The organism is Chryseobacterium sp. GW823-FHT05E08, from assembly GCF_058795655.1.
In genome coordinates this window covers 671,022-696,708 of record NZ_JBXAHY010000003.1, presented here as the reverse complement: position 1 = coordinate 696,708, position 25,687 = coordinate 671,022, and the positions used below count along the sequence as shown (strand labels likewise).

Below are 25,687 nucleotides of genomic sequence, written 5' to 3'. Positions count from 1 at the left end.
TATATTTATTTTTATTTATGAAGCTAGAACATATTGGCATCGCGGTGAAATCTTTGGGCATTTCTGATGAACTGTTTACGAAACTATTAGGTAAGGATTCTTACAAAAAAGAATCCGTAGAAAGGGAAGGAGTAGTCACTTCTTTTTATGAAACTGGAGAAAGTAAAATTGAGCTTCTGGAAGCCAGTAATCCTGAAAGTCCGATCTCAAAATTTATTGATAAAAAGGGAGAAGGTATCCACCATTTGGCTTTTGGTGTTGAAAATATCGTTGAGGAGGTAGAAAGATTAAAAAAAGAGGGATTTATTTTTATCTCAGAAGAACCTAAAAAAGGTGCTGATAATAAATTGGTTGTGTTCCTTCACCCTAAATCTACAAACGGAGTCTTGGTAGAACTTTGCCAAGAAAAGCAATAAAAAGTTTTGTAGTGAAAGAAATTTTACTATTTTTGCAATCACAAAATTTAACCAAATTTTGAGGTCCTATAGCTCAGTTGGTTAGAGCACCTGACTCATAATCAGGTGGTCCCTGGTTCGAGCCCAGGTGGGACCACTATCCGGAAACCTTTACCACAATAGGTTTCCGGGTTTTTAAATCAGCTTTAGCATGAGTAGAAAAGTCCGAAAGTGAACTTTTACGGTAACTTTTACTACATCATGAAAAAAGAAAGAAAAAAACTCTTAAACGGTTGTTCCAGAACCAGTGTTTTTGTAAGTCCAAAGAATTACAAAACATTTACAAGTAGATCCAAGTTTCCAAAACATTGGATGGTATCGTGTAGATTTTACGATCCTAATCACGAAGAAGATTATCCGGACGGATTTCAATTCAGAAAAAAATTTTCCGGGGAAAACCTTCAGGAACTTAAATTAATGGCTCAATTGCAAATTGAGGTTATGGAGGAAATGTTGGATGTGAAAAATTTCAATCCAATTGAGAAAGAATATATGACTGAAAAGGCAAATAAACTTCATCCGTATTTGCCATTTATTAAAGCTCTTGAAAAAGCACATAAAAATTTAGCCCCTGCATGGTCGCCTGAATATGCAAAAGAGATATTGCGATGTATAAACAGAGTAGAGCAAATAAGGGACGAATTAGGGTTTGTAAATCTATTAATTAATGAGGTCCGAACCTGGCACATCAAAACAATTTTAGATGCCTTAGAACTAACGGATAGCGTTTTTAATCACTCAAGAAGTCATTTGCAGTCTTTATTTAAAGAACTTACTCAATATGGGTGTTGCGAAAATAATCCGGTTGACAACATAATTAAAAAGGCTGAAGAAAAGAAAATTCGCGAAGTCCTTACAAAAGATGATTTATATTTTGTTCATAAATACCTTAAAGATAAATGTTATACATTTTGGCGTTATGGAAAAATATTTTTTTATTCTGGTGGTCGAACAACTGAACTTTTCAGAGTGCAAAAAAAACACGTTGATCTAAAAAATCAAGAATATGAAGTATTGATAAAAAAGGGAAAGCAAAAAGAATGGGTGAAAAAGGTAATTTTACCCGCAGCCGTTCCATTTTGGAAAGAGGTTCTTTCAGAATGCGAAGATGAAAATGAATATTTATTTTCAAAAGGGTTAGTTCCTGGAGAAATTTCAATCAGCCCTAAACAAATTTCGAGAAGATGGAAAAGACACGTTAAGGATTCCGATGATATAAAGAACGAAAAGAATGAGATATTAAAGGTAACGGCAGACTTTTATACTCACAAACATTTATTCCTTGATATTTTGGACGAAATGAGTGCTAAACAAACTATAAATATCGAAAGTCCGGCACAAAGAATGGCAAATCATAAAAGTGAAAATACAACGAGTATTTATACACATGGAAAATCGAAAAGAAAAAACAAAGACCTGAAAGGTTTAATGGTAGAGTAAAATTAATTTTATCAATGTAAATAATAAAAGCACCCCAAAATGAGGTGCTTTTTTTTCTTTGAATTTAATACGTTTAACAAATATCATAAGTTGAATTCACCGCGAAGGCTAACTCTCTAATAAATGCCGGGCTTCCGTCTGCGTTGTCTGACTGAAAGAAAACAGTATTTGTTGTCCCGCAAGCATTAGTATAAGCAACTGACCATGTTTGAAACATTAAAGCTAACGCTTCTTTTTGTTCCTGGGTAAGTTCCTTAACCTCTGTTGTTTTTTCTTGTTTTGCCTCTGGCTTTACTTCATCTTTTGTATTTGCAAAAGTAAATGTTGAAAGGGCTAATGCGCCCACAAAAAGTAATTTTTTCATAGTCGAAATATTTAAAATTAAAGTTTAATCAAGAAATGTGTTCATTTTTTTCAACCGATCAGACATGGTTTTTGTTCTGTCATTTCCGTTAGAATCAACAACTTTTAAATTGCCATTATACATTGACGGGTTTTCGGTGTAATTTTTTCTCGCCTCTAAAAACTGTTGCTTAGATTTTGTTTTTACATCGTTTCCGTAATTTAACGGTTCAATTAATTCATCGGATTTTTTAATATCAGTTGCGTAGATTTCTATTGTCTTATTTTTATTATAGACTTCAAGCACCAAGCCGGAAAGACCTTTAAATCGAAATGGTCCATCAGGAATTGTAATGTCATTTGTAAACCAGGCAAAATAAATATCACCCGTGTCGGTTGTTGCTTTGGCTAATCGGGTTTTAAAGCCTTTTATATCCTTTGTATCCTTTAAAATTTCCCATTGCAATTTTGGTTCCTCATAAGTAAATATGTATTTTCCAACCGGAAGCGACACAAATAAATTTTCGTTTGTTTTATAAACACTTCCAACCGATTTCGGGTATTTAGGAATTGCACCCGCACTTGTGCTTATCGTTTCTTTTGATGTTCCGTTGTAAAATGCTTTTGCCTCTCGACTGAAATAAACAGATTCCAAATTATTACATAATAAAGTAGAGGCGTAAATATTTACCTTATCCCTGTTTAGACTATCAGAAATCATTTTCGTTTCATAATTAACCTCCATTACTGCTTTATTGTTTTGGGCGGATAATAAAATAAAACCGGGAAATAATAAAAATGAATATAAAATCTTTTTCATTGTAAATTTCAATTATGACGCAATATACAATATAAAACTTATTCACCATTACGGGATTCCGTAAGTGTCAAAACTTTTTTATTATGTAAAATACAAGCCAAATGAAACATTGTATTAGCTTCATAAATTTCTCTTAATGTTTTTAATTTTTTCTCAAGAGAACTCAAACTATTAGGTTTAATATTCAAGTCCTGTAATTTCGCGGCTATCTGCTTTTGTGAAAGCCCGTCTTTCAGATAACCAATTATTAAATCATCTATATTTTCCATGCTGCAAAATTGCTTCAGATAATTATTTTTTCATTACGGAAAACCATATCTAAACGCTGTTTTATTCTCATACTTTTACAGAAAAAACATGAAAGATTTTATTTGTGACTGTATGTTATTTAAAAGCAATGACAGGGAATTAAGAATCATTGGAATTACATCGTGGATTTGTTTAATTGGAATGATCGCAATTTTGACCAACTATTTTATTTAAAAAATCCCGGAACTCGTCCGGGAATAGATAAAACACATCTCATTTTTTTTAATTACGGCGAATTTGCCATAATTGGTTAAACATTCAGTTTTATTTTAAAGCATCATATTTTTTCAATATTACGGCAACCTCTTTTAAAAGTTCACTTTTTTTTGGAATGTAGTTTTGCATATCGATCACGGAGGAAATAAAACAGATTTCCCACAAAACCGAAATGCCAGATCCCAAATTTAAAACGCCAATTCTTGAATGTTGGCTTGCGTTATCTGGTTTTACACCTCGATTGCGAATGCCTAATATTCTGGAGGTGGCTTTGCTTATTTCATCAGCCATTTTATAAGATAAAGAATTCTTATCTGCGAAATCCTTTTGATTTACATAACATTCGGTCCCCCCGGCTGTCGGGTTTCCTGAATTAAAATGAATATCAAAAACAACTGATCCACTGCCGGGTTTAATTCTGCTTTGATACTGTGAATTCGTTTCAAAATCTTTGTCCTGAATTACGTTTTTTAAATCTAAATTTGGAATGATTACGTTTCGAGCATCTTTTGTTAAGTCTCTTTCAATGTAACCATTGGCGACCGCTCCGGGGTCCGTGTTGTGATGTCCTGCTGAAATAAAAATCATCTTTTTTTATTTAATTGTTTTACAATAGCGTTAAACCATGCAGGAATGAATTTTTTAATTAAAGACCAGGTAATAATTCCGCCGATCGCTGAACAAATAATAATCCAAATTATAGAACCGAATGAAATTCCGGAACGTTCGGAATCTTTTGTTTTTGTTTTTTTCAGTTCCTCATTTTCTCTTTTCAGGGTTTTATTTATTTTGGTTTGTTCTGAAAGTTCCTGTTCGGTTTTCTTGAGTTTTATTTCGGTGGTCGTTTCGGTATTCAAATTGATTTCAGAATTTTCATTGATTGGTATAATTGCCTCATTTCCGTCCTTATCACGATAAGTAACATTTCTTACCTTTGGGCAATCGCCGGAATTTTGTTGAGGTTGTGTATTTGGATTTACTCCAGGTAAAACATTAGGATTATTTTTTATTGATAAACCTAATTTTGAAACCTCTTTTCGTTCGTTTTCAACCTCTGTTCTTTTAATATGAACATTGGTTTCACCCGTTTGGGTTTGTTCTATTTTTGAACGGTTTTCTTCGCTCTGAATGTTTGTGTTTGTCTTTCTTGATGAACAGGAAAAAAACAAAACAACCAAGCTAATCCAAATAAACCTTTTCACCATTTTGATATTCATAAATCCGTATTTTAAAATCATTTTTGTTTAAAAACCTGCCAATCCATTTACGGTGAATTTCCTCCCAATAAATTAGCCTTGTATTAGGTTTTAATGCCGTTTTATCATTTGCATACTTTATGACAACATTGTTGCTGTCAATCTTATATTTGCCTTTCTGAATAGCTTTAAAAACCAAACTTTCAATTTTCTTTTTCAATTGCTCGGTTCTGCTTTCTGCCTGTTTTAGTTTTTGATCTAAAATTTCAGATTTCTGTTTTTCTCTTGCGACTTCGCTCACCGCTTCTTTAATTTCCGGCGAAAGTCCTATTGTATCAATTTTAATCGGCTGTGAAAAAGCCAGGAAACCGATTAAAAAACAAATTAAAGTTTTCATTGTGCATTCTTTTCTAAGTTGTTGGCATATTTTTCAAGTTCCTTATTAAAATCATTCTGTTTTTCGAGGTCTTTTATTTTTCGTTGGTTATTTTTAGCAATTTCACCCTTAAAATGATTTACCAGGTCAATCGCTTTTTGCATCTGGTCCGCACAATCCGTTGAATCAATTTTTGATTGGAGGTTTTTTTTCTCAATTTTTAATTCATCCAACTGTTTGTTGAGGTTTGCAACGGTCAAACTGTCAATTTTTACTGCATCATTAAACCCTTTTTCATACCTTTCCGGAATAAGCCAAAAGAAAAAATATACAATAACCCCGATCAAGGCAACCCAACCTGAAAAGGGCTTTCTAACAAATCCGTATAACCAATCAAAAAGTCCTTTGGCTGTTTCCATAATCAAATTATTTTTTCACATCATAATTATTCAAAATTAGATTTGATCTAATTCTTTTTGCTTTGCTTTTATGAAACTATCTAAATAGGTTTCAATTAACTGAAGAAAGCCTATTTTATTATTTTTCATTAGCCAGATCATATATTTATAGCTTGAAACTTTTACAAGGTCTTTTTTTGTCTTGTCATCTTTCAATGAAAGCTCAATTGGTAAATTATTTGTTCCTCTCAAATAGGACCAAGTTTCCTTATAAACAATCCATTCAGGAGCCGGCAACTTAATATTGATTTCTTCGCCCGTTTCCTTGTCTCTCAAAACCTGCTCGTAAACAAAAACAATAAATTGTTGCTCTGATTTGGCTTCAATATTCAATACCCTGATTGTTCTGTTGAATTGCGGTAACTTTGGGTGTTCCTGCAATGGTAGTTCAGTAAAATTCAAATCAACATTTTCAATACTGTTGATGATAGTTTGAATTTCTATCGGTATGTTTAAGTGATCGTTCATAACTGTTTAATTAAATTTTTCTTATACTATTAATTTTTACATCGAAAGTAGCATTGGGAGTATATTGAAAATGTGTTGCAAATATTTTAAACCGTATATCAATAGGTGTATTATTGTCAATCACACTTACACCTATACTTGTTTGTCCGTTGCTTTTAAATATAGTTGTTGTGATATAATTTGCTCTTTTAGATATAATAAAACGCATAGTATCGCCGTTACCTAAACCAACACTATTATTCCCGGCACTAAATGTTGCATCAATAGGGGCGTTATTATATGTTGCGGCAGCTCCTGAAGCTCTTTCAGAAGACAATGTATCTGTATTTGATAGAGTGACACCAAAACCCACGGACCCACCAAATGGATTATAATTTTGACCTGTTTTTGTTACATCCCCTTCAATTACAAAATCATCGGTGCTGTTCAAATAAACTTGGGAATAATATGCTACTACAACAGCGTTGTAATTATTTCCTACTGCCGCATACAAATCGGCATCACTTGAAAAAGCAACTTCATTTGATGTTCTTATCAATTCAGCATCGAAAGGCAAATCCCCGGCAGTCACTCGCGCCCAGGTGTTTCCACTTATATCAACATTAGCACTTGAACTTGGGTCAATAACTGTAAATATTACAGATGTGGTGTATTCTGCCACACCATTCCATAAAACAACCCTGTAATCCCCTAATGCATAAGTTTGAGAATTAAAGGAAAAATTCAGCATATTCGCATTTAGTAGAGTAACTTTTGAATTGTTAATTGTTTCAACAACACTTCCTCCTGCATTGATGATTTTTACAGTGAAATTTGTAGGATTCAAATTGAGATTTGAGCCTATTAATGTCATGAAAGTAATATTATTGGGGTCAATAGCTTGGGGAATAATAGGCGGGTACATCAAACCAACACTCATCGCGTTAGTGGTCCACCCTCCATTCATAGCAGTTTTCCAAGTCGTTTTTTCAGTTTCAGTTAGTATTGTTGGCAATGCAACAAAAAGAGATTTCCCATTTGTTTTAAAAACTCTTCCGGATGAATTTTGCCCCAAAAACATATTCACCGTTGAATCATTCGATCCGTCACTTAAACCTGTAATTGAGTAATAAAATCCGGAAGTATTAATAGCCCAATTTGCACCTAATGTTAACCCAGCATTTGCAACCGATGTCAATGCAGAATTAGCAACATTTTTCCCCAGGTCCCCCGCCAACATCCTTCGTACATTATTGTTTTCATCAAAGATGTATGCGTACTTAAATGTTGAATCTGGAGCCGTGATCGTAGTCGTTGTTTTATCAACCTTATTTCCCAATGCGGTATTCGTTGAGGTTGCCAAATTATTAATTGCGGTTTGGGTTGCGGTTGAAACAGGTTTATTTATATCTGAAGTGTTGTCAACGTTACCTAATCCAATTTGATCTTTAGTAACACCGTGGGGATTGTTATTGTCGTTAATATGATTTTGTAAATTCTGATTCTGGTCAATAAGACTTTGAGCCACATCGGATTTATTGGCTTTTGTCTCATTAATATCGTCTAAAACATTCGCAACCCTTCCTCTTGTATTTGCAAATTCTTGAGTTTCCTGGCGGATTTCAAGAGACTTTTCGGAAATTGTTTGTTCGCTCATTATTCAAAGGTTTTATCAAAGGTTTTATCAAAAATTTTATAATCATCATCATCGTTGTTGGGATCGCAATAGCAGCTTTTATTGTAAACTACATCTTGCAATTCCTGTATATTTGTCATTGGATTGCCATTAATTAGAATTTCTTCAGGAATTAAATTGTCAAACAAAACGGACCCATCCAAGACACTTGAAATTTTAATTTTCCCGTTGCTTTTTTTTAGCACATAATAAGTCCGCTTATAAAAATCAATATCAACGGTAAACCGGGTATTTGTTACAATCTTAAAATTTTTCATTTTCCTATTGTTGAAAATCTAATTCCTTTCAATTTTTTGGTTTTCCCACATGAGCAAGATCCGGAACAGCCGCAATTGAGTTTACAATTGCAATCATCGAATTTTGGATATAAGTTTTTGTTTGCACATAAGTAGCTTTGAAGACTTTCAAACGCTTCCAATCCCATATTTCGATATTTGTCGGACAATGCCCGAATATCTTTCATGTCGGTAAAAGAAGAAAAGTCATTTTGTTTTCTCACTGTTCCGTTCGCTGTATCATTGAACTGATTTACTAATAAATACCGGGCGTATGCGTAATAAATCCAAACTCTTTTTAAACCAAGATTTTGTTTTAATTTTCCGCCGCAATCGGTATATGTTCCACCACAAATTATTTTTTGATAACTGTCATAGTTTAAATCTGTTTCGTTGAGATTCCAATTTTCCAGAACATCATAAACAAACTCAAAACAGAAAAGCGGTATAATATCAAATGTCTTTGCTTCCTCAATTGCAACACACAATTTTGGTAAACTACAATGCTGTGCAACTTGACCGATACATTCAAAATCAGTTGCCGTGATATAATTTGTTTGATTACTGCAATTCATTTCCGTCAATTTTTTCTGGGGTTCCAAGCATCCTGCGTGCTGTTTCTTCAGGAATTCCAAAAATTTCCTTGATGATTTCAACCGCCGAATTAATGTCGGTTGTTTTGGCTGCAACTGATTTTTGGATTTCTAACAAAGCGGTAACACCTCCAACACTTCCTTTTAATGCTGCTTGAGATTGTTTTCTTAGTTTTTCATCTTCGCTAACGTTTTCATCGGTCTTTTTTTCCTCAACAATTGGAACAAATGAAACAGTCAACCCGGTTAACATTGATAATGTAGTTTCAAGTTCTGTTCTTTCATCTTCGTTCTGTTCCCAATAAAATTCTTTCATTTCCGTGAAGGTGTCAGAATTCGGACCAAACAAAGCGGTTTCACTTGCATAAACCATTGATTCCGGAATATTATTAAAGTTCCCGGAAATGTTTTGTTTCAAAGTCTTTTTAGTACTGTCAAAAAGTTTGTCATCATATTGTGGCTTGAGCTGATCGACAACAAACACTTTGTTTACATCCTCAATATCTTCAGAATAGTTGATTACAAACATATCGGTTGAATTTTCAGCACCCATATTTTTTTTCAGAGTTTCATCAAATGCCTTATCTTCTTCTTCATCGCCGCCGATCTTTTTGATAAACGTCTTACCTAACCACCCGTTTCGGGATTGTAGGTTTGTGTAAGTAGATATTCTATATTCCGAATCCATATCATTATAAACAACATCCCAGGGCGGCAAAGCATAATGATATTCTGGAGTAAGATTGAGATAAAAAACTTGACCTCTGTAATTTCTTAAAAGATCCTGTGTTGTTGGCTCCTTAATACCTTTTAATTCGCAATCCTTTTTCATCTGCTGAATGATTACTTTAGGATCATTATTAAATGGATAAAACCATTTTGTTTTGTCGTCAACACGTTGAAATTTTCCTTTTGAATCCTGTTTTAATTGATAATATTTACCGGGAAAACCGTCATCATCTGATTTAGATTTTGCCATTGGCACGTAATCCAAAACTTTCAGATCGGTTGGTTTTAAAGTCGGTTGTAATTCATTCAATTGTTCGTCAATATCAACAGTCCAGGACGTAAAAAAGAATGCACCGTATTGTTTAGAAATAGAACTTGCAGCGATTCGGGCAACATTGTTCAGTGTTTGCCCTTTTCTATTAACAATAAGGTCTTTATTTTCCGCTACACCTTTACCGAAAATGAATTTCGCCATCATTCTCGATGATCTTTTTCCGGTAGGGGAGTTGTTGATAATATTTTCAATCCTTAAAGGATAATCATTGTCGAAATCCCTTAGATATATTTTTTTATCATCTTTAGTAACAGAAATATCCCTACTTTGCAATTCGATATTCGTAGCACGTAGGGATTTTTTTTTCTTTATGTTGTCAGATCCAGACATCTATGACAAATTTTTTATTGTTCTACAATTCCATCTTTCGCCGTATCTGAATTCTGATCTTTTGCATTATCAATTACGGGGTCTTTTGCGCCATCATTTTCGCCTTTGTCGGCATCGGTGATAGTATTTGTTGTTTCAAGTGCTTTCGCATCTAAATAAACAACCATGTCGGCTTTCTTGGTGATGTCTTTGTATTCTTCTTCCGGATAACCTTTTTCACTTGCAAATGTTTTCATGTCCGCAAGTTTTCCAGGATATGCAGGATCATTGGCATCTTTCGCCGTATCTGAATTTTCTCTAAACTTTGCCGGAAGTACACGGAATTGCTTTTTGCGTTTTGCGATTTCTTCATCGGTTCCGATCGTGAGATACTCTTCTGCGAATTGGTCTGTCATTAGGTTCCCGTAAACTCTTTTTCGGACAAGTCTTTTTAATTTTTTATCCTCAAAATCGTATGAGTAAATTATTGCGTTATTGATTAGCTCGAATGTTTTGTTTGACATAATGATTTGTGGTTTTGTGAATGTATCACCGTTTGCAAACGCCTTGAAAATATTCCAATCTTTCACGCTTCCGCAGGTAGGACATTCGGGTTTATATCCAAATTGTTCCTTAAACAATCTTTCGTATTCGGTCATATAGGTGGAGTTGTTTCTAACCCCACCCGGACCAATATTTATAATTTCTTTCGCCGTCATTATGCAGCCTCGAATTGCTCGTTAAAGTCTGCATTGGCATCGCCGCCCGTTTGCGGTTTGTAAACCAATGGTAACATTGATTCTTGCGCGTTTTCGTCTGATTGCAGAACAATCAAGCTGCCACCACCACCTTCAGCAATGTCATAGGTGTAATCCCCGGTAGATAAACCGTTTTCCCAACCGTAAATTTCAACCGTTCCGTCTGTCAATTGTACTGCAACCGCATAACGACCGTGATCGAGTTTATCCATTTGACATTTTGTTTCTTCATCCGCCCCAATCATAAGAATTTGGACCTGGTGCAAGTATTGAACAAATCCGTTGTCGGTTTTTGATTTTGCGGTGAACCCCTTGATTGCGTTTCCTGTTTCCGGCAATTTTACCTGAACCCCTTTTTTAAGGGATTTTAAAATCATTTGAACAGTGTAATCGCAAGTGGACCCGGCAATATTTCCAACAACTGAATTTACCTTATCAATATCATTTAGGTTGATAATAACAGCCTCCTGAAAATATTTTTTCGGAAAATTTCGCACGCAACTTTTATCAATTGCGCCTGTCAATTCTGAACATATTGAATTATTTGCCATTTTGTAATTGATTTTTTAGTTAGCGTAAATGATTTCGTTCACTTTTGGGAATGAAGCCCCGATATATGAACCACCTCTCATATAAATCTTTTCGTCATCCTCATTATGCCACATTTTGAAGAATGTCAATTGCGTTTCATCAGTTGAACCAACAAGCATATTTTCGTTTTTAGCGAGAATCGCTCTATTTGGGTCCACTCTTGGGGCGTTCGGAACATTATTCCCGTTTAATTCAGGGATTTGTTCAATAACCCTATCAAATGCAATTCTTGGTTTTACAGGAACACCATTGTAATAAAGGTTTTCCATTGTATAAACATTTGCCTTAACAACGCCTTCGGCTGAAATACATTGACAGTTTGCAGGTGCATTGTGTCCTAATTTATTCAACCATGAGGCATAAGCATTTGCCATCTGCCAGGTAACTTCAAACATGAATTTAGAGGCATCAAACCAGGTGTGCATATTTGCCAGGTCATACATATCACCCAACAAGTTGTAAACTTCTTCCCCTGTCATTCTTTGAGCTGCCGGGTTTGCCCCTGCATTTTTAGCAATCTCAACTTTTGTTTCACCTACAACCGTACCCGCATCAGCTTTAATAAAGAACCCGTTCGCCTTGTTTAGTAGTGTTGAAACTGAAGCGTTGTCCGCAAAATATGCACGTCTCCATTTTGCATTTTCCAAACCTTGTTTGAACTGTTCGCCCAAATACTGAAGTAACAACTGATCCATGTCCGGATTGTCGTCAAACTTTCTGTAAGTGTTGAAAAATCTCAAGAAATGTTTATCAAAGGCATTCAAACAGATTGGAACCTTACATTTAATTAATGCCAAATCCCAAATTTCCCCGGAAAAATTAACATTCAAATCACATTCCTCTGTTCCACAAGTGGTTTCTTCCGCCGTTGGGAACATGGTATAATCATCATTTTTTTCAATGATCGGAACGACATCGCCGTTTTTCACACCATAGATGACTTCCTTTTCTTTCTCGATTTCATTATCAACTGTAATGTCATTTACAATTGATTTGCTGAACTCTAACAAATCGGCATTGTCGAATGATTCAACCAACTCAACAACCGCCTCGTTATAATTTGTTGTAACTGCCATATCTTATTTTTCTTTTTTGAATTTGTTTAAGGCGTTGGAAACTCTTGATTTTCCTTTTTCCTCTGGTTTTGTTTTGGGTTCACGCTTGTCTTCCTCGTCATCATCATCAAACGCACTTCCTAAGTTTTGAAAGTTTTTAATGAGGGTTTTAGATTGCGAAAGTTGGTTGTTCAAAGTCGTGATCTTGCCGTCCTTTTCCTTGTTTGAGGTTTTAAGGTTTGCGATTTGAGTTTTCAGATTTTGAACTTCCTCGGTTAGTTTTTGATTTTCCGCTTGTAAGTCATCCGACTTATCTTCTGTTTTAGCGACAATTTCAATCAGTTCTTCACCGTCAAATTTGTAAGTTTCCCCGGAAGGCATTACATATTCACCGCTGTTACTTTCCCCGGCAGGTTTACCGTCAAACTTTGCTTTGTCTCCAGGTGTGTCCCCGTCTTTTGCTTTTGGGGTTTCATCATCGCTTAACTCATAAAAGTCAAGTTGAGAGTTATCAGCAGTAAAGACAATTTTGTTTTTTGTGCCTGTGCCTTTGAAAAAAGCCTCTGCTTCTTTCACGAGCTTATTCCAGGCACTTTGTTTGTTTTTATCAGACATATTGTTTTGATTTATTTTTCGATTTTGTTGATTTCGGGAAATGATAGAATTGAAAATCAAAGAGTTTTCAACAACATGAACATTTTCAAGCTCAGTATAAAAACCATGTTCAATACATTCATCTACTGTTAAATCCCTGCTTTCATTCATGAACTGAAGGGCGAGGTCTTTTGTAATTGTGGTTTCCTCGGAATACAGTTCGGCAATTTCGTTGTCAACAATATCCAGTTCCTCAAATATTTTTTTAGCCTCTTTTTTATCTCCTGAAAGCATCCAGGACCAAGCGTTATGAACAAATGGCTTTAGATATTTGCTTCCAACCCTCTTGTCTCGATCACCTGCTAAAAGAATGATAACACCAGATGAAGCGCAATAACCATCTACACGGGTTCTAATGGAAATGTTATTTTCCTTTTTGAACCTTTTCAAAAGATTATACATTGCGAATGCTGTTGTGGTATCGCCGCCGAAAGTGTGGATGTTTACCGTTAATTCGTCACCCTCTTTAATGGTTAAAGAGTTCAACGAATCGCGCAAGTCTTTTAAATCATACTCGCTACCATCATTTAGCCACTTAAACGGGACTATATCACCATAAATGTAAATTTCGTGTCTCATTGAAATTTTAACTTCCTCTAACACAAATATTTGAATAAAAAAGGCTAATTTTGTCGATACATCATAAGTGAGTGAAGGTTGTCAATGTGCCATTAATAGGACGTTTTCGGGGTTTACTTACGATTTTATAAGTATTGGAATATGTTTATACCATTGGTTTTGATCTTTATCGGCGGATTTCTGATATTGAAATTCATTTTTCAGCCCAAAAAACAAGAGGTTTTGGAAAATAAATACATTGCAGATCATGAGAAAAAGCTGAAAGATGATAATGAGTATAATGAGTATCTTGAATGGTGTAAAATGAAGGGTGAAATGGCTCTTGAAAAAGAGGGATATGATGAATACAGAATGAAAGAATACCATTTGTATAAAAAATTAATAAAACACGGTATTAGGGGGTTATGAAAATATTGATACTGCTTTCATTATTTTTATTTTTTTCATGTTCAAAATATGAAACTATAAAAAAAGAAAATGAAAATTTAAAAACAGATACCATGTTACAAAACAAGACTATCAAAAGACTTTTCAAGGAAAAGGATAGTTTGGAAAATAAAATTTTATTAGACAGTTTGAAAAATATTAAATAATGAAAAAAGTTTTTATTCTTTTTGGTGGATTATTACTAATTGGTTGCGGCGGAAATAATGACAAAGATTGTAATTGTTCTCAACAGCGTTATGAAAGAAAGGTTGTTAGAACAATCGGAACCGGATTAGAAACGCCTCCAGTTTCAACAACTGAATGGGAGAAAAAAGGAAATCCCGAAAACATTAATACAGATGATTGTAGTCGAAATGGAGAGGTTGCGGGTAAGGGTGTATCAGATAATTGGATAAATTCAGGAACTAACACCTATACAAATGTAGAGTACGAAAACAGAGTATCATGCCAATAATAAAATCCTACTGAAACGTAGGATTTTTTTTATCGGTATCTAAATTTTGGCTCATTAGGTAAATTGCTTTTTCTACAAATCCAACTGAAACTTTACACCGTGAAGCGGTTACTTCCTTTCGTTCCTTTTTACTGTCAATCCATTTGTATTCCTGATAGACATTAAAAACGTGCATTAAGTCAATAGCAGAACTGATTGACTTAACACCAATTAAATCAAGTTTAAAGAAAACTTCAAGATTGCTTGAAATCACATCTTTAACACAAAGTTTTTTTTCTATTTCCAAAATTCACAAGTTTTTATTGATTGTCTTAATTTATATGATGAGGTACATCCGCATAAAGAACACATCTTTCCAGATAGTTCCGGAATCTCTTTATCATTCACTTTTTCCGATTCTACCGGATCAGTAATAAAATATGCACATCCTGAACAATGATTTTTCAATCTTTCTTCAGCAATTTTTTTTGCTTTACCGGAACGAGTGAAAAAATTTGTCATTCCTGAAATGATCGCTTTTATATCTCGTGCAACATCAGGGTCCGATTCATTTTTCAAATTCTCTTGGTATCTTTTTATTTTTTCCCACATGATCTAATGATTTGCGCCGTTTGCTATTTTTCTATTTTGAGAAAGGTTTATAAAACCCTCTTGACTTCCCACGGATGTCCCTTGAGCTGAACCTTCAAGTACCTTTTCACCAATGACATTTGCCATTTCAGTAAAATCAATTGCTTTTGTAAATGAGTTCTGAACAGTTGCAAGGTTACTTCCAACAATTCCACCGTTCGCAAACTTAACACCTCCCCCGGCTTGATTAATTGCGGAAAGTTCATTGCGGTATAATGCAGAACTTCTTTTATTAATGATTACCTCGCCACCTTCTGCTTCAATCATCCCGTTTGGTGTCATAATGGGAACACCACCGTTCGAGTGTGAAGGTCCATTAATCATTAATCCTTTTGCTGCTTTAGTTTTTGTACCAGCTATTTTTGCCACTTGAGCAAGTCCCATAACGATTTGTACGGCTGACATAGCCCAACCGATAGGACCAGGGTATTCCGCCAATACTTTTGAAACACCTAAATAGGTATTGATTGATGCTTGTGCAATAGAAAGGGCTTTGTACGCTGCTGTGTGTTCCGCAAATAGAGATGCGGCTTGTCCGAGTGTATTGGAAATAGCTTGTAGTTTGGCTTGTTCCTTTGCTTTTTCGATGTCTTGTTGTATTTTGGCTGATTGTTTAGTCATTAAATCCAATTGATCTAATTGATTTTTAACCCTTAATTTTTCGTTTTCATCTTTTGCAAGGTTATATTGGTTTTGAAGCTCATCTCTTTCGGCTTGAATTTCCTGATCGGATATATATTTATCATTATCCAAATCCATTTTAATTTCATTTTGTTCAGCCCAGGTTGCCAATTCATCCTGAAACCTTTGATTTTCCTTTTCTTTCTGGATCTCAAATTCACTTGCTTCCTGGGTTTCCAGATCAAGAATTCTTTGCTGAAACTCTATTGCTTGAGACAGCCGCTTTTGTTCCTGTATTTGCTTTTCGTAAGTTTTATTAGCTTCCTTCTTTTTCTCATTGGTTTCATTATTGAGTTCAATTTCTTTTGTGTAGAATTCTTTATGAATATTTTGTTTTTCAAGATCAAGATTTCGCAGTTCGTTGATGTCATTTTCATTGAGCTGTTTACCAAGTTCTTTTTTCTTATTTATTTCATCAATTTTTTGGTCAATGGAATTTATCTTTGCAACTTCTTCAGCATTGTTTGCTTGTTGCTGTAATTTTTTTATATTGTCATAATAATCCAATTCCGACTGAAGCCTACTTTTATTTAGTGTCTTGTCATTTTTCAATTTTTCAGCATTAACAGCAATATAATTTGCAAGTTCACTTTTTGCGATTTCTGTTTTTTGGTCGGCTGTTGTTTTTGCAATTTCCAATTCTCGTTTTAATTCCTCTTCAAGGGCTTTTTTCGCTTCTTCAGCGGCTTTTTTCGCATCGGCTATCCTTTTGCTTTCAGCTTTTTTTGCATCGGCTTCGGCTTTTTTTCGCGCTTCTTCTGCTGCTTTTGCGGCTGCATCGCGATCCGCCTGGGTTGTACCTTTGTTTTTATCACTTGCTTTTGTGTCATCTTTTGGTGCGGGTGGTTCTTCGACAATTTGTTTATTTTTTTTAGAATTATTCAATGCAACAATCCTTTCTGCCTCCTTTCTGGCTTTTTCATATTCTTTGGAAATGTTGATATTTTTTAATTTATTTAATCCGCCTTCATAATCTAATCTCATAAATGCTTTGGCAGCATCAACAATTTGGGCGAAAATGGATTTTGCCGTAATAGCAAATGCCGTTAAATTAACTCGACTTGCCTGGATGATAGCAGAAAACATTTTTAATCCTAATGTTGCAGCATTGATTGCCAACTTGATTAAATTCAAAGGATTGGCAGCCTTTAACATTGTTTTAATGAATGAACTTGTTTCACCGTTGCTTAATCCTAACGCCTCAAATAGATCATTGAACACGTCAACAACAGATTGAACCGCGTCCCAAAGACTGTCGGCATATTCTGATACTGCATCCCACGTTTCACCCAAAATTTCGGATGTTCCTGTCATGTCATCAATCCAACTTACTGCATCTGTGATAAGACCAATAAACTTCCAAAAAATCGTTTCTGCTTTTATAATGAATAAATCCATATCACTCATAAATTCCATGAGCTTATCAGATTTCAACGCATCGTCTTTTGCTTTTCCTAATTCAAAATTTGCCTCACTTAATTCAAGGGTCTTTTGTTGAATTTTTGTTAAGGGTTCTTGTAAATTGTTAATACCCTCATATATGTTTTCAAACATCACTCTTGCGCCGCCAATATCTTCACCCGCGCCCTTGAATACATCAGCCGTTAAAACTCCGAATTGCTGAACGGATAAGCCTTGTTTTTTAGCCTCGGCAGCCATCAGAATTAAAGCATCCTTAACAGTGATAGCCCCGGAATTTACATCGTGGGAAATTTTGTTTGCGAACTCTGGACCAAAGGCATTTGAAATGGCATCGGATTGGGCTTTCGTAAATTCCTCAAGCGACAACCCGGCTTCTTTTATTGAATCCTCAAACTTATCACCAAACAAGCCTTGTTCTTGCGCCTGGATCTGGAGTCCAATTATTTCCTCAAGATTAAAGCCGTATTTATTTAATAAAGGTCCATATTCTGAAAGGCGATCAAGGAAATCACCGTTTGCGTTCGCGCCTCTTACATAACCCTGTTCAATTTTGTCAAATGCTTCCTCATAGGTTATACCAAGCTGTTTTGCAAGTGTGTTTGCTGTTTTTACAACTTCCTCGAAATCGCCGCCAAATGTATCGGCTAATGCTTGAGCCCTCACACGAATACTGTCGGCGGTCGCCCCCATTGTCCCGGTAAGGTCTTGAGTTAATTTAATGCTTTCCTTGATCGATTCGTTATAGTCGATCATATATTGAACACCTTTATAAATACCAACACCAACCGCCAGAATACCAACTAATAATGCAGTTAAAGGATTGGCAAGTAAGAAAGCGTACATTTCTGTTGCCGCGGTTTTTATTCCGTTGAACCCGTTTTTAATGGATTCAAACCCGCCTTTAATATCGCCACTTAACATTTTTGTGGCTCCTTCAGATATTTCAGAAAACGCGCTTGAAATCGCCTCTTTATAATTACCAACGTTTCTTTGGTTATCTCCAACAGAATTATCAATTGCGACAAATTGATCGTTCAATTCCCTTGCATTGGTTGAGGCTTCAGCAAACGCCGCTGCGAGTTCCCTGTATCGTTCGGGTTCCGTTTCCTTTAATCCGGACCTTTCCATCATCAACAGTTCAGCACCCAAATTTTTAGCTTCGATCTTTGCGGCGTTAAGCTCTTTGTTTAATTCTTTGTAAGCCCCTTCATTGCCTTGTATCTCGGTTCGCCCGGCGGAAAATAAATTGTTAAGTTCAGATTGCTCACGTCTCAACGAATTCAATTCATTTTGGGTTTTAGTAACCTCAAGGGCAAAATTGGCTTGGGTTCTTATTGCCTCTTGCTGCTGATCGATAAAGTCATCAATTACGCTGTTGCTTTTCTCAATTTCTTCATTATATTTTTCCTGGGTGATGTAACCTTTTTCAAGCTGATCGGACAATCGTTCCTGTGATCTTTGTTCAGATTCAATTTTCTTTTCAAGGTCCTTGATAGTATTTCCGGTTTGCTTAATGGTCTGATTGGCTTCTTTCATTACATTGGAAAGCCGTTGCATTTCCAAATAATTGGCTGCAATCTGATTTGATAATTTGTTATCATCCCAGGTAAATGTTCCTAATTCTATGTTTCTATTCGGGGTCATTTCAGAAGTTTTAATTTTTCATTTATCACTCTTTTCCAATAATCATCAACTTTTGGAAGTATATCATTGATATACCTTTTCATGTAAAAAATAGTTTCACATTTCAATCCGTTGATAATTACATATTCGGGCAACTCTTGTTCAATGAAAATGTCAACGCTTATTTCATCAATGATGAATGCACGTTTTCCGGAAAGCGAGAATTTGGAATCAGTTGAATATTCGGTATAATTTTCTAACCCGCTTAAATCTGTGACAACAATATCAATGTCTTTTGGTTTTACATCAATACCCTGTAACATCATGGCAACGCTTCCAACGAAAACTAAATTTTCTTTTTTAGCCAACTTATGTAACATTTTCTCTAACATGGTCCTTCCTCTGTTAATGTTCCATTTGTTGAAACTGTTCCTTCTCTTGCACAACGATTGAACTCATACCATTGACCTGTGCCAAATCCGTATTGTGATTCATATTGTGTAATTCCGTTGCAATCAACGTATTCAATCCAAAGGTCATCCCCAGAACCAAGGAACCTTGTTGTTCTGTAAATCTTACAAACGATTGCAGGGCAAGGGATAATTATTTGATTGATTAGAGTTGCACCACCCATACTTATTATGGCTTTTGCATCTATACTTTTTACTTCTGTTGAACTTGAAAAATTTAATGTTGTACCTGTTATTTGTCCGTTTAGATTGACATAATCAATCGTTCTGGGTAATGCGCTTAAACTTGTGAACTCAAATCGATAACATTTGTTAGGGTCTTGTTCGATCTTTCTTTCGTATGTGAGAATATTTGAGAAACCGGAAATAGATCCGTTTGTATAACTAATTCTCAAATCGTTCACACCAAACCCGAATTGATAATCATAATTCGTAACGTTCGGTGTAGCATCGACCCATGGTCCGTTATTAAAACGGGTTTGCCAAATGTATGTTGGGTTCCCCGTGATCGTTGCAACGGCAACGTAGTGGCTCCAGGTTGATGTGCTTCCGATATTTCCGTCAATCCAAGCTATTGTTGCACCAATGGTAATTAAATCGGAATTTGTTGATCTTTTTACCCTTACGAATTCCCCGGTTGCTTTTTTTTCATCATAGTTTATTTTATTCAAAAGGTAATATTGTTGCTCCTGTCTGAAATAGTAAAGTTTTTTAAAGTCCAATTGAATAGCATCAACAATATCTAAATCAAGCTCGATAGTGTGTATTCTGCTATCATTTAGAATTGCAGTATAATCACCATAATATTTACCTAAAATATTTTGCCAATCTAATCCGGTAAAGTTTCCAACCACGGCGTTGGTGATACTTTGTTGTTCATTGGTTGCATTACTGCCAATTGTAACATTATAAGTTCCGGTTGCTTGACGAATGAAATAAAATCTTTTCTCTAATCCTTTGTAACTTGGTGGATTATTAGGGTTATCATTAGGCTGCTTATCGTAGAATTTAAAAACATCACTGTCAATTTCCGTTGTGCTGTTAAGCCTGAATTTTGTCTTTACTCTTTCCGGTGCATAGGTTTTTGATTTGAAAATAGTTTTAGTTGCATCAATATTTAGATTTGATACGTCAATATAACCGTCATAATATGTACCCTCTTTATCGTTGTATTGATATTGGAAAAAATTTCTTTGTGCATAATTGGTTGCTACATATTCTTCATTTGTTCTTTCAATGAACTTATCAGACCAATCAACAATGTCATTTGATCGAACTCTTTCTTTAATGGTTTTATAAGTTAGTTCGTTTGAATTTTCTTCAGGAAAAATTGTCAATCCAAAGAAATTGAAAACCTCTTTTGTAAAATCAGTTATCAGGAAATCACCCAACCCGTCTTGAAAATCAACGGTTTCTTTGTTAACTTTTTCAACTTTAATATAATAGTCCGAATCAATCCATAATGTTCCCCCGAAAAATTCCTTTTTAAAGAATAGATTTAAAACAGATCCGGCAGTAAGAGGAATGGTTATATTGTTTGAGTTGGCTCCGCCGGGATTTGTTGAAACCAATAATAATTTATTGGTGATATTTTCCGGATTGATACCTTCCGAATTAATTCCCAGCCAATAATTCAATGTTCCACCATAAGACCCGGCAGGGGTTGACGTTGAAACCTGGAATGATATTTTATACATTCCATCTTCAACAATATCCAAATATTGACCGTATCGCCAAACAGCACTTCCGGGGTCAATGTTATTAACGAACAACCTCATGTGTTGATTCGCATTGTTTTCACCTTGAGCGGGTGGCAAATTATATCTTCGGTAATTTTGCCCTGAACTTATTAATTTATACAGGTCCGCAATGTTTGGAGCTTTGGGATATGTAATAAACAAGCTCTTGAAATCATCACTATCAAAAATGTTTCCCATATATGGGAAGTTAAATTTTGAGTGAATTTTATCCCATAAATATTTAACATTTACACTTGGAACCAGATAATCGATATTGATAATGTTCTGATTATTTAAAAAATGTGTTTGCCCGTTGTAATCGGCTAAAAAATATCGGTAAGGCGAACCAGGCAAATATGAATTGACAACGCTTATAACATCTTTGGTGTGATTGATTTCAGTCAAATCAAGATCATTACCCAATGTTTTATTCTCTATTGCTTTGAAAAAATTAACTAATCCGGAATAAGTATAAAAGTGATATTGTTCATCGGTTTCCGTAATATTAATCCATCCTTTTTTAATTAAATCAAAACCCTCATGTTTCATCTTACAATCAGGCTTTAAATATGGTATTCGTGATGTATCTGACGGTAAGCCCAAACCACCCATGATTTGAATGTTATTTGCTGTTTTAGGACCTGTAAAAGAATTGGTGAATGTCGATTGCCTGTTTGATAAGTTAGCAATGTCATTTACCTGAAATGTATATTTGATATTTGTATCTGAATACAAATCAATAACTTTCTTATCAACCCAAATATCAGTTCTCATATTGTTCTGTTCACATAAGTTGAGAATGAAAACTCAATTTTATTCTCATATTGTTGTGTATAATTATTTTCAATGCTGTCATTATTTTCAAGCATCAATCTTTGCCATTTTGATTCGTTGTCATTTCCGGCAGGGTCGTATAAAAAAACCTCTGGAGAAACAACCAATTCGGTAAATACATCTTGAATTTCAAAAGGTGTTTTGGTTTCAAATTCAATTGTTGTTTCAACGGTCAATCCGGTATTCCTGAAGTTGTCGGTCCTCAATTGCTTGGTGATCTTTGAAATGTTTTTCCCGGCTTTTGTTTTTGCTTTTTTCTGAAATTTTTCAAAAACATAAAATTGATACCCTCCTAAAGAATTTAAAAACTTTACTATACGATAATCGCAGTTTGCAACATTGTATAATATGTGAGTGTTTTCCGAATTTGGCACATAGTTTACAATTGCATTGTTTTGGATTCTCTTTGGAAATCCTGGCAAAGTAATTCCGCGCCAATCAATCCATTTACCAACAATCAATTCATGTGAGGCGGAAAGATACCATTCAGAAACCCCGTCTTTTTCCCTGCCACCACGAACAAAATACTTTGTAATTGTTGCAACTTCATCTGGAATGTTGGTGTCCTCAAATTTTACTTTGAAATCAAATTTGAACTCTTGTAATGAATTCACATTGATATGATCGGTAAGCGGAAATAAATATCTTACAGGAATACAGATGTTGAAATCATAATCGTTATTAGGGGAAGGGGAGGGGGTGAACGGCAGCAATGAAACGCCCGTTGTTTGATTTGTTACTGTAAGCTCCAAATAACTCGTGTCATCGGTAAAACCGTTAACCGTTATCCAAATATCATTTTGTGATAAATAGTAATTATTTTCTAATCCTGTTATTGTCATGCAAATGCTTTTTGGGCGTTTCTTATTAATTGTTCAGCAATTCTCACTTGAGCAATTACTCCTAATTCATCTTGAATGTATTGTAACGTTCTGGGTTCCTCTAAAACCTCAATTAAAGTTGAACCGCCTTGTTCATACCAGGTTGTTCCCTTTTGGAATATTTTCTCTTGGACCGCAAACGCTGTCGATTTCGCTGCTTCATCACTTAAACCAAATTTTGCTTTTGCCCATCTTTGCAGTGCGGGAATTGGAACCCTTACGCCTGGACCCAATCCATTTGCGAGTTGTTCCGAATATTGTCGTCCGATGATAGAACCGGAATCAAGATCAGCAACCGCATGAAGGTTTTCTTGCCATTCGCCCGTTGCTTTCATTCCTAATTCGTTGAAACGGGGCAAAACGAATAATTCGATTACCTTGTTCAACACACGTTCTATTTCATCCTTTGAGAAAAACATTATTTCAGGTTTAAAAGATCAAAAATGTCCTTAACGACTTTTCCCAGACTTTCATGATTAAAGTCGTTTTGCTTTTTATCAGTTCTTTCGACTTTGTGAAAAATCAATCTTTTCTTTACAATGTCCTCTGCGTGTTCCTCGCTATACGCCTCAACTTCGATTTTGTATTTCTTGCCGAATATTTCGACATATACCATGTATTTTTTCATAGCGTATATTTAACCCCAGATCCACCAACCAATTAAAATACCCGCGCCGATGAATGGTGAACCAAAAACCAACGCGATTAACGTAATGATAATCCAGGCGGTTAATTTTACCTTTAATGGTCTTTTCTTTTTCGGTTGACTTTCTTTGTCAACAATTTCAACTTTTTGGTTTGTATCTTTTTTTTCCATTATGAAATGATTTATGATATTTTGATTGTTTAGGTTTTACATTGATATACCTTTTAGGGCGAACAAAAGGAAAATAAGCATCAATGTTGCAACAATAAACCGGGCTGTTTACTATTTCAGCACCGCAATTGAAATCGCCTTTAATTTCTATTTCCTTGCAACCGTGTGTATTTTTCATTGTGTGTACTGTCTAAATATTCCAAGTATTCGCCAACCTGTATAATTTGCATCTTCTTTGTAGATTACCGTTTTCATGTTCCATTTGAATATTTCAAACTCATAACCCATTTCGCACAAATCGAATTCATTACCACAACCTAAACAATTCAACAAAGGTTCTAATTTTGTTTTCCAAAGGCTTTCATCAATTGGATGTCCTATTTGTTCATTGTAAACATTAAATCCCAAATTTGCTTGTTGAACAACGTACAGGGTGAAAATATGATCGCACCATTTTCGGTTGATTTGTCCGGTGAGATCATGTTTTGCATAACCTGGTGAAACCTCGTAATCAGTAACGAATATATGGTTGCAGCAAACAGAATCTTGAGCCTGAACAGATGAATTCATTCCGGCAATCGAAAGAGGTGCGCCAAAGGTCCAACAGAAATCACACTTGTTTTCCTCGTTCCATTGGGTTGCTATCTCTTGAAAGAACTTAACTACATTCATACTTGAGAATATTTTTTTAGTTCCTCATTTGATACAGGCTTCGCAATTCCCATTAACTTGTTTTCAGATACGGGGAATGCTTCGGGGTAATATCTACGGTCAACAATATGTCCGTTTGGTAGAATTCCGGCAAATCCTGAAGCGTTTAATAGCTCAAACCAAAGTGCATCGTATGCGTTCTTTTTTTTCAGGGTTTCGTAATCTTTAATGTTCATAATTTTCTTTTTAAAAACCCCGATCAAAATGATCGACCGGGGGAAATACTAACTATATAAATAAACTAACATGAGTTAAGTTGTTTAGCCTGTAACCGCTTTAACACCCCACATTGCCGCTTCCTCGAATGTGGTTTGAGCAATTGCGATCAATCTTAATTTTTCACCGCTTTGCTGTTTTAATGTTTCTGGTCCGGCTTCATAGGTTCTTGAAACTTCATCGTTTTTAACCCCATCCAATAAGTTGATTAATTCGGCGGTCTTTTGTTTAATCAAAGAAACCGTGTCATTGTCTGAAGGGTTAAATTCAACTCTTACTCTTTTTTCACCTAAAGTTTTTTCGTTTTCTGACATAATATTTTTATTAAGGTTTGTTCAATAAAATTCACACTATCGTAGTGAACACGCCCGTGTAAAATTTAGAAGGCTACGAAGTACATGAGCTAAACAGACCTTCAATCAATATTACTGTGTCTTACCCAACCATCTGGGTTATGGTACAAGGGTCATTCCCCATTTAGCCTTTATTTTTTTTATCCATGACTTTGGCATATCTTTTTTCAAAGTCCCGGATCTCTTTATCAATTAGCAACTTTTTGAATACTTTATGATATGGCATTTGCTCAATAAGATCATGTTTCAAAATGTCTCTTTGTGCCAAACTGTCAATTGTGATAATTTCACCGTGACTATTCAATTTGTCAATTCCGGCTGCGATCATTTCCGGTTCTGGTTCCGATGTCAAATGCTCTGTTTCCCGATCATGAATAAATTCCTGCTGTTCTTTAACCCAAATCAGGAATTGCAATATTTCATTTCCTGAAGCACTTGATAAATCCAGATCATCATATTGGCAACCAAGAATAAGTTCAACCGTTTCATAAACAAGTTCCCTTTTCTGGTATAATGGCAAATCCTTTTTTATAATCCCATAAGGCAATTCAATGAACGGTTTGCTTTTATAATGCCCTATGGTGTCATTTGCTTTACCGAACTTCACCATTCTTTGAAAGTCCTGGAATGTTACAGACTGCAAATTGAATTCGGGTTGTTGTTCCGGTTCTTGCTCAATTGCTACATTCTTGCCTTGCTTTTTTTTCCAAAAGAATAAGTTCATTTTCAAATGATTAATACAAAGATAATAAAAAGGTTTATCAATGATATACCTTT

33 protein-coding genes and 1 tRNA gene are annotated in these 25,687 nt (G+C 35.1%); 5 read left to right on the top strand and 29 right to left on the bottom strand.

Going from position 1 to position 25,687, the window contains the following annotated elements; genetic code table 11:
* Positions 1 to 17 precede the first annotated feature (17 nt).
* From mce to AC1Q7L_RS13710, 3 genes are all read left to right on the top strand, one after another.
* Positions 18 to 416: a methylmalonyl-CoA epimerase gene (mce, locus tag AC1Q7L_RS13720; RefSeq protein WP_492306422.1), complete on the top strand. Its 399-nt coding sequence runs from the start codon at positions 18 to 20 to the stop codon at positions 414 to 416.
* A gap of 62 nt (positions 417 to 478) precedes the next feature.
* Positions 479 to 552: transfer RNA gene (locus AC1Q7L_RS13715), tRNA-Ile, on the top strand.
* 320 nt (positions 553 to 872) lie between these two features.
* Positions 873 to 1,895, top strand: a complete 1,023-nt coding sequence (locus AC1Q7L_RS13710; RefSeq protein WP_492306421.1) for a tyrosine-type recombinase/integrase — start codon at positions 873 to 875, stop codon at positions 1,893 to 1,895.
* Positions 1,896 to 1,968: 73 nt separating this feature from the next.
* Here AC1Q7L_RS13710 and AC1Q7L_RS13705 read toward each other — a convergent pair whose 3' ends face one another.
* The 16 genes from AC1Q7L_RS13705 to AC1Q7L_RS13630 all read right to left on the bottom strand — a co-directional run bounded on the left by AC1Q7L_RS13705 (position 1,969) and on the right by AC1Q7L_RS13630 (position 13,632).
* Entirely contained in the window at positions 1,969 to 2,259 is a 291-nt protein-coding gene (locus tag AC1Q7L_RS13705; RefSeq protein WP_492306420.1) for a hypothetical protein, read from the bottom strand.
* Between the two features lie 24 nt (positions 2,260 to 2,283).
* On the bottom strand, positions 2,284 to 3,057 hold the full coding sequence (locus tag AC1Q7L_RS13700; protein WP_492306419.1) for a GLPGLI family protein: 774 nt from the start codon (positions 3,055 to 3,057) through the stop codon (positions 2,284 to 2,286).
* Between the two features lie 38 nt (positions 3,058 to 3,095).
* Positions 3,096 to 3,326, bottom strand: a complete 231-nt coding sequence (locus tag AC1Q7L_RS13695) for a hypothetical protein (RefSeq protein ID WP_492306418.1) — start codon at positions 3,324 to 3,326, stop codon at positions 3,096 to 3,098.
* Positions 3,327 to 3,630: 304 nt separating this feature from the next.
* The gene (locus tag AC1Q7L_RS13690) at positions 3,631 to 4,170 is read right to left on the bottom strand and encodes an N-acetylmuramoyl-L-alanine amidase (protein WP_492306417.1); all 540 of its coding nucleotides are present in this window, start codon (positions 4,168 to 4,170) and stop codon (positions 3,631 to 3,633) included.
* Positions 4,167 to 4,799 carry a hypothetical protein gene (locus AC1Q7L_RS13685; protein ID WP_492306416.1) on the bottom strand — a complete coding sequence of 211 codons (633 nt, stop codon included), beginning with the start codon at positions 4,797 to 4,799 and terminating at the stop codon, positions 4,167 to 4,169. Before AC1Q7L_RS13685 ends, AC1Q7L_RS13690 begins: the two co-directional genes overlap by 4 nt.
* The gene (locus AC1Q7L_RS13680) at positions 4,762 to 5,175 is read right to left on the bottom strand and encodes a hypothetical protein (RefSeq protein ID WP_492306415.1); all 414 of its coding nucleotides are present in this window, start codon (positions 5,173 to 5,175) and stop codon (positions 4,762 to 4,764) included. Before AC1Q7L_RS13680 ends, AC1Q7L_RS13685 begins: the two co-directional genes overlap by 38 nt.
* Positions 5,172 to 5,573 carry a hypothetical protein gene (locus AC1Q7L_RS13675; RefSeq protein ID WP_492306414.1) on the bottom strand — a complete coding sequence of 134 codons (402 nt, stop codon included), beginning with the start codon at positions 5,571 to 5,573 and terminating at the stop codon, positions 5,172 to 5,174. Before AC1Q7L_RS13675 ends, AC1Q7L_RS13680 begins: the two co-directional genes overlap by 4 nt.
* A 36-nt stretch (positions 5,574 to 5,609) precedes the next feature.
* On the bottom strand, positions 5,610 to 6,080 hold the full coding sequence (locus tag AC1Q7L_RS13670; RefSeq protein WP_492306413.1) for a hypothetical protein: 471 nt from the start codon (positions 6,078 to 6,080) through the stop codon (positions 5,610 to 5,612).
* A 10-nt stretch (positions 6,081 to 6,090) separates the two neighbouring features.
* Positions 6,091 to 7,716, bottom strand: a complete 1,626-nt coding sequence (locus tag AC1Q7L_RS13665; RefSeq protein WP_492306412.1) for a hypothetical protein — start codon at positions 7,714 to 7,716, stop codon at positions 6,091 to 6,093.
* Positions 7,716 to 8,012, bottom strand: coding sequence for a hypothetical protein (locus AC1Q7L_RS13660; protein WP_492306411.1), 297 nt, complete (start codon positions 8,010 to 8,012; stop codon positions 7,716 to 7,718). The genes AC1Q7L_RS13665 and AC1Q7L_RS13660 overlap by 1 nt, the downstream gene beginning before the upstream one ends.
* Positions 8,009 to 8,605 carry a DUF6712 family protein gene (locus AC1Q7L_RS13655; protein ID WP_492306410.1) on the bottom strand — a complete coding sequence of 199 codons (597 nt, stop codon included), beginning with the start codon at positions 8,603 to 8,605 and terminating at the stop codon, positions 8,009 to 8,011. The genes AC1Q7L_RS13660 and AC1Q7L_RS13655 overlap by 4 nt, the downstream gene beginning before the upstream one ends.
* A complete protein-coding gene (locus AC1Q7L_RS13650; protein WP_492306409.1) occupies positions 8,592 to 10,016 on the bottom strand; it encodes a hypothetical protein in 1,425 nt (474 codons plus the stop codon). Before AC1Q7L_RS13650 ends, AC1Q7L_RS13655 begins: the two co-directional genes overlap by 14 nt.
* Positions 10,017 to 10,030: 14 nt before the next feature.
* Complete coding sequence (locus AC1Q7L_RS13645) at positions 10,031 to 10,714, bottom strand: hypothetical protein (RefSeq protein WP_492306408.1); 684 nt, start codon at positions 10,712 to 10,714, stop codon at positions 10,031 to 10,033.
* On the bottom strand, positions 10,714 to 11,304 hold the full coding sequence (locus AC1Q7L_RS13640) for a hypothetical protein (protein ID WP_492306407.1): 591 nt from the start codon (positions 11,302 to 11,304) through the stop codon (positions 10,714 to 10,716). Before AC1Q7L_RS13640 ends, AC1Q7L_RS13645 begins: the two co-directional genes overlap by 1 nt.
* A gap of 15 nt (positions 11,305 to 11,319) precedes the next feature.
* Positions 11,320 to 12,420: a hypothetical protein gene (locus tag AC1Q7L_RS13635; RefSeq protein ID WP_492306406.1), complete on the bottom strand. Its 1,101-nt coding sequence runs from the start codon at positions 12,418 to 12,420 to the stop codon at positions 11,320 to 11,322.
* A 3-nt stretch (positions 12,421 to 12,423) separates the two neighbouring features.
* Complete coding sequence (locus AC1Q7L_RS13630) at positions 12,424 to 13,632, bottom strand: ATP-dependent Clp protease proteolytic subunit (RefSeq protein ID WP_492306405.1); 1,209 nt, start codon at positions 13,630 to 13,632, stop codon at positions 12,424 to 12,426.
* A gap of 222 nt (positions 13,633 to 13,854) precedes the next feature.
* On the opposite strand from AC1Q7L_RS13630, the gene AC1Q7L_RS13625 reads away from it, so the two are divergent.
* Positions 13,855 to 14,040 carry a hypothetical protein gene (locus AC1Q7L_RS13625; RefSeq protein ID WP_492306404.1) on the top strand — a complete coding sequence of 62 codons (186 nt, stop codon included), beginning with the start codon at positions 13,855 to 13,857 and terminating at the stop codon, positions 14,038 to 14,040.
* Positions 14,041 to 14,224: 184 nt separating this feature from the next.
* Entirely contained in the window at positions 14,225 to 14,533 is a 309-nt protein-coding gene (locus tag AC1Q7L_RS13620; RefSeq protein WP_492306403.1) for a hypothetical protein, read from the top strand.
* Between the two features lie 7 nt (positions 14,534 to 14,540).
* Here AC1Q7L_RS13620 and AC1Q7L_RS13615 read toward each other — a convergent pair whose 3' ends face one another.
* From AC1Q7L_RS13615 to AC1Q7L_RS13555, 13 genes are all read right to left on the bottom strand, one after another.
* The gene (locus AC1Q7L_RS13615; RefSeq protein WP_492306402.1) at positions 14,541 to 14,819 is read right to left on the bottom strand and encodes a hypothetical protein; all 279 of its coding nucleotides are present in this window, start codon (positions 14,817 to 14,819) and stop codon (positions 14,541 to 14,543) included.
* The gene (locus AC1Q7L_RS13610; RefSeq protein WP_492306401.1) at positions 14,810 to 15,124 is read right to left on the bottom strand and encodes a hypothetical protein; all 315 of its coding nucleotides are present in this window, start codon (positions 15,122 to 15,124) and stop codon (positions 14,810 to 14,812) included. Before AC1Q7L_RS13610 ends, AC1Q7L_RS13615 begins: the two co-directional genes overlap by 10 nt.
* Positions 15,125 to 15,127: 3 nt before the next feature.
* A complete protein-coding gene (locus AC1Q7L_RS13605; RefSeq protein WP_492306400.1) occupies positions 15,128 to 18,910 on the bottom strand; it encodes a phage tail tape measure protein in 3,783 nt (1,260 codons plus the stop codon).
* Entirely contained in the window at positions 18,907 to 19,281 is a 375-nt protein-coding gene (locus tag AC1Q7L_RS13600) for a hypothetical protein (protein ID WP_492306399.1), read from the bottom strand. The genes AC1Q7L_RS13605 and AC1Q7L_RS13600 overlap by 4 nt, the downstream gene beginning before the upstream one ends.
* The gene (locus tag AC1Q7L_RS13595) at positions 19,275 to 21,872 is read right to left on the bottom strand and encodes a hypothetical protein (RefSeq protein ID WP_492306398.1); all 2,598 of its coding nucleotides are present in this window, start codon (positions 21,870 to 21,872) and stop codon (positions 19,275 to 19,277) included. Before AC1Q7L_RS13595 ends, AC1Q7L_RS13600 begins: the two co-directional genes overlap by 7 nt.
* Positions 21,869 to 22,774 carry a hypothetical protein gene (locus AC1Q7L_RS13590; protein ID WP_492306397.1) on the bottom strand — a complete coding sequence of 302 codons (906 nt, stop codon included), beginning with the start codon at positions 22,772 to 22,774 and terminating at the stop codon, positions 21,869 to 21,871. Before AC1Q7L_RS13590 ends, AC1Q7L_RS13595 begins: the two co-directional genes overlap by 4 nt.
* The gene (locus AC1Q7L_RS13585) at positions 22,771 to 23,199 is read right to left on the bottom strand and encodes a hypothetical protein (RefSeq protein ID WP_492306396.1); all 429 of its coding nucleotides are present in this window, start codon (positions 23,197 to 23,199) and stop codon (positions 22,771 to 22,773) included. The genes AC1Q7L_RS13590 and AC1Q7L_RS13585 overlap by 4 nt, the downstream gene beginning before the upstream one ends.
* Positions 23,200 to 23,231: 32 nt before the next feature.
* Complete coding sequence (locus tag AC1Q7L_RS13580; protein ID WP_492306395.1) at positions 23,232 to 23,441, bottom strand: hypothetical protein; 210 nt, start codon at positions 23,439 to 23,441, stop codon at positions 23,232 to 23,234.
* A 9-nt stretch (positions 23,442 to 23,450) separates the two neighbouring features.
* Positions 23,451 to 23,630: a hypothetical protein gene (locus AC1Q7L_RS13575; RefSeq protein ID WP_492306394.1), complete on the bottom strand. Its 180-nt coding sequence runs from the start codon at positions 23,628 to 23,630 to the stop codon at positions 23,451 to 23,453.
* Between the two features lie 174 nt (positions 23,631 to 23,804).
* Positions 23,805 to 24,302: a hypothetical protein gene (locus tag AC1Q7L_RS13570; RefSeq protein ID WP_492306393.1), complete on the bottom strand. Its 498-nt coding sequence runs from the start codon at positions 24,300 to 24,302 to the stop codon at positions 23,805 to 23,807.
* Positions 24,299 to 24,517, bottom strand: coding sequence for a hypothetical protein (locus tag AC1Q7L_RS13565; RefSeq protein WP_492306392.1), 219 nt, complete (start codon positions 24,515 to 24,517; stop codon positions 24,299 to 24,301). The genes AC1Q7L_RS13570 and AC1Q7L_RS13565 overlap by 4 nt, the downstream gene beginning before the upstream one ends.
* Before the next feature lie 84 nt (positions 24,518 to 24,601).
* On the bottom strand, positions 24,602 to 24,871 hold the full coding sequence (locus AC1Q7L_RS13560) for an Acb2/Tad1 domain-containing protein (protein ID WP_492306391.1): 270 nt from the start codon (positions 24,869 to 24,871) through the stop codon (positions 24,602 to 24,604).
* 163 nt (positions 24,872 to 25,034) lie between these two features.
* Complete coding sequence (locus AC1Q7L_RS13555) at positions 25,035 to 25,634, bottom strand: hypothetical protein (RefSeq protein ID WP_492306390.1); 600 nt, start codon at positions 25,632 to 25,634, stop codon at positions 25,035 to 25,037.
* Positions 25,635 to 25,687 lie beyond the last annotated feature (53 nt).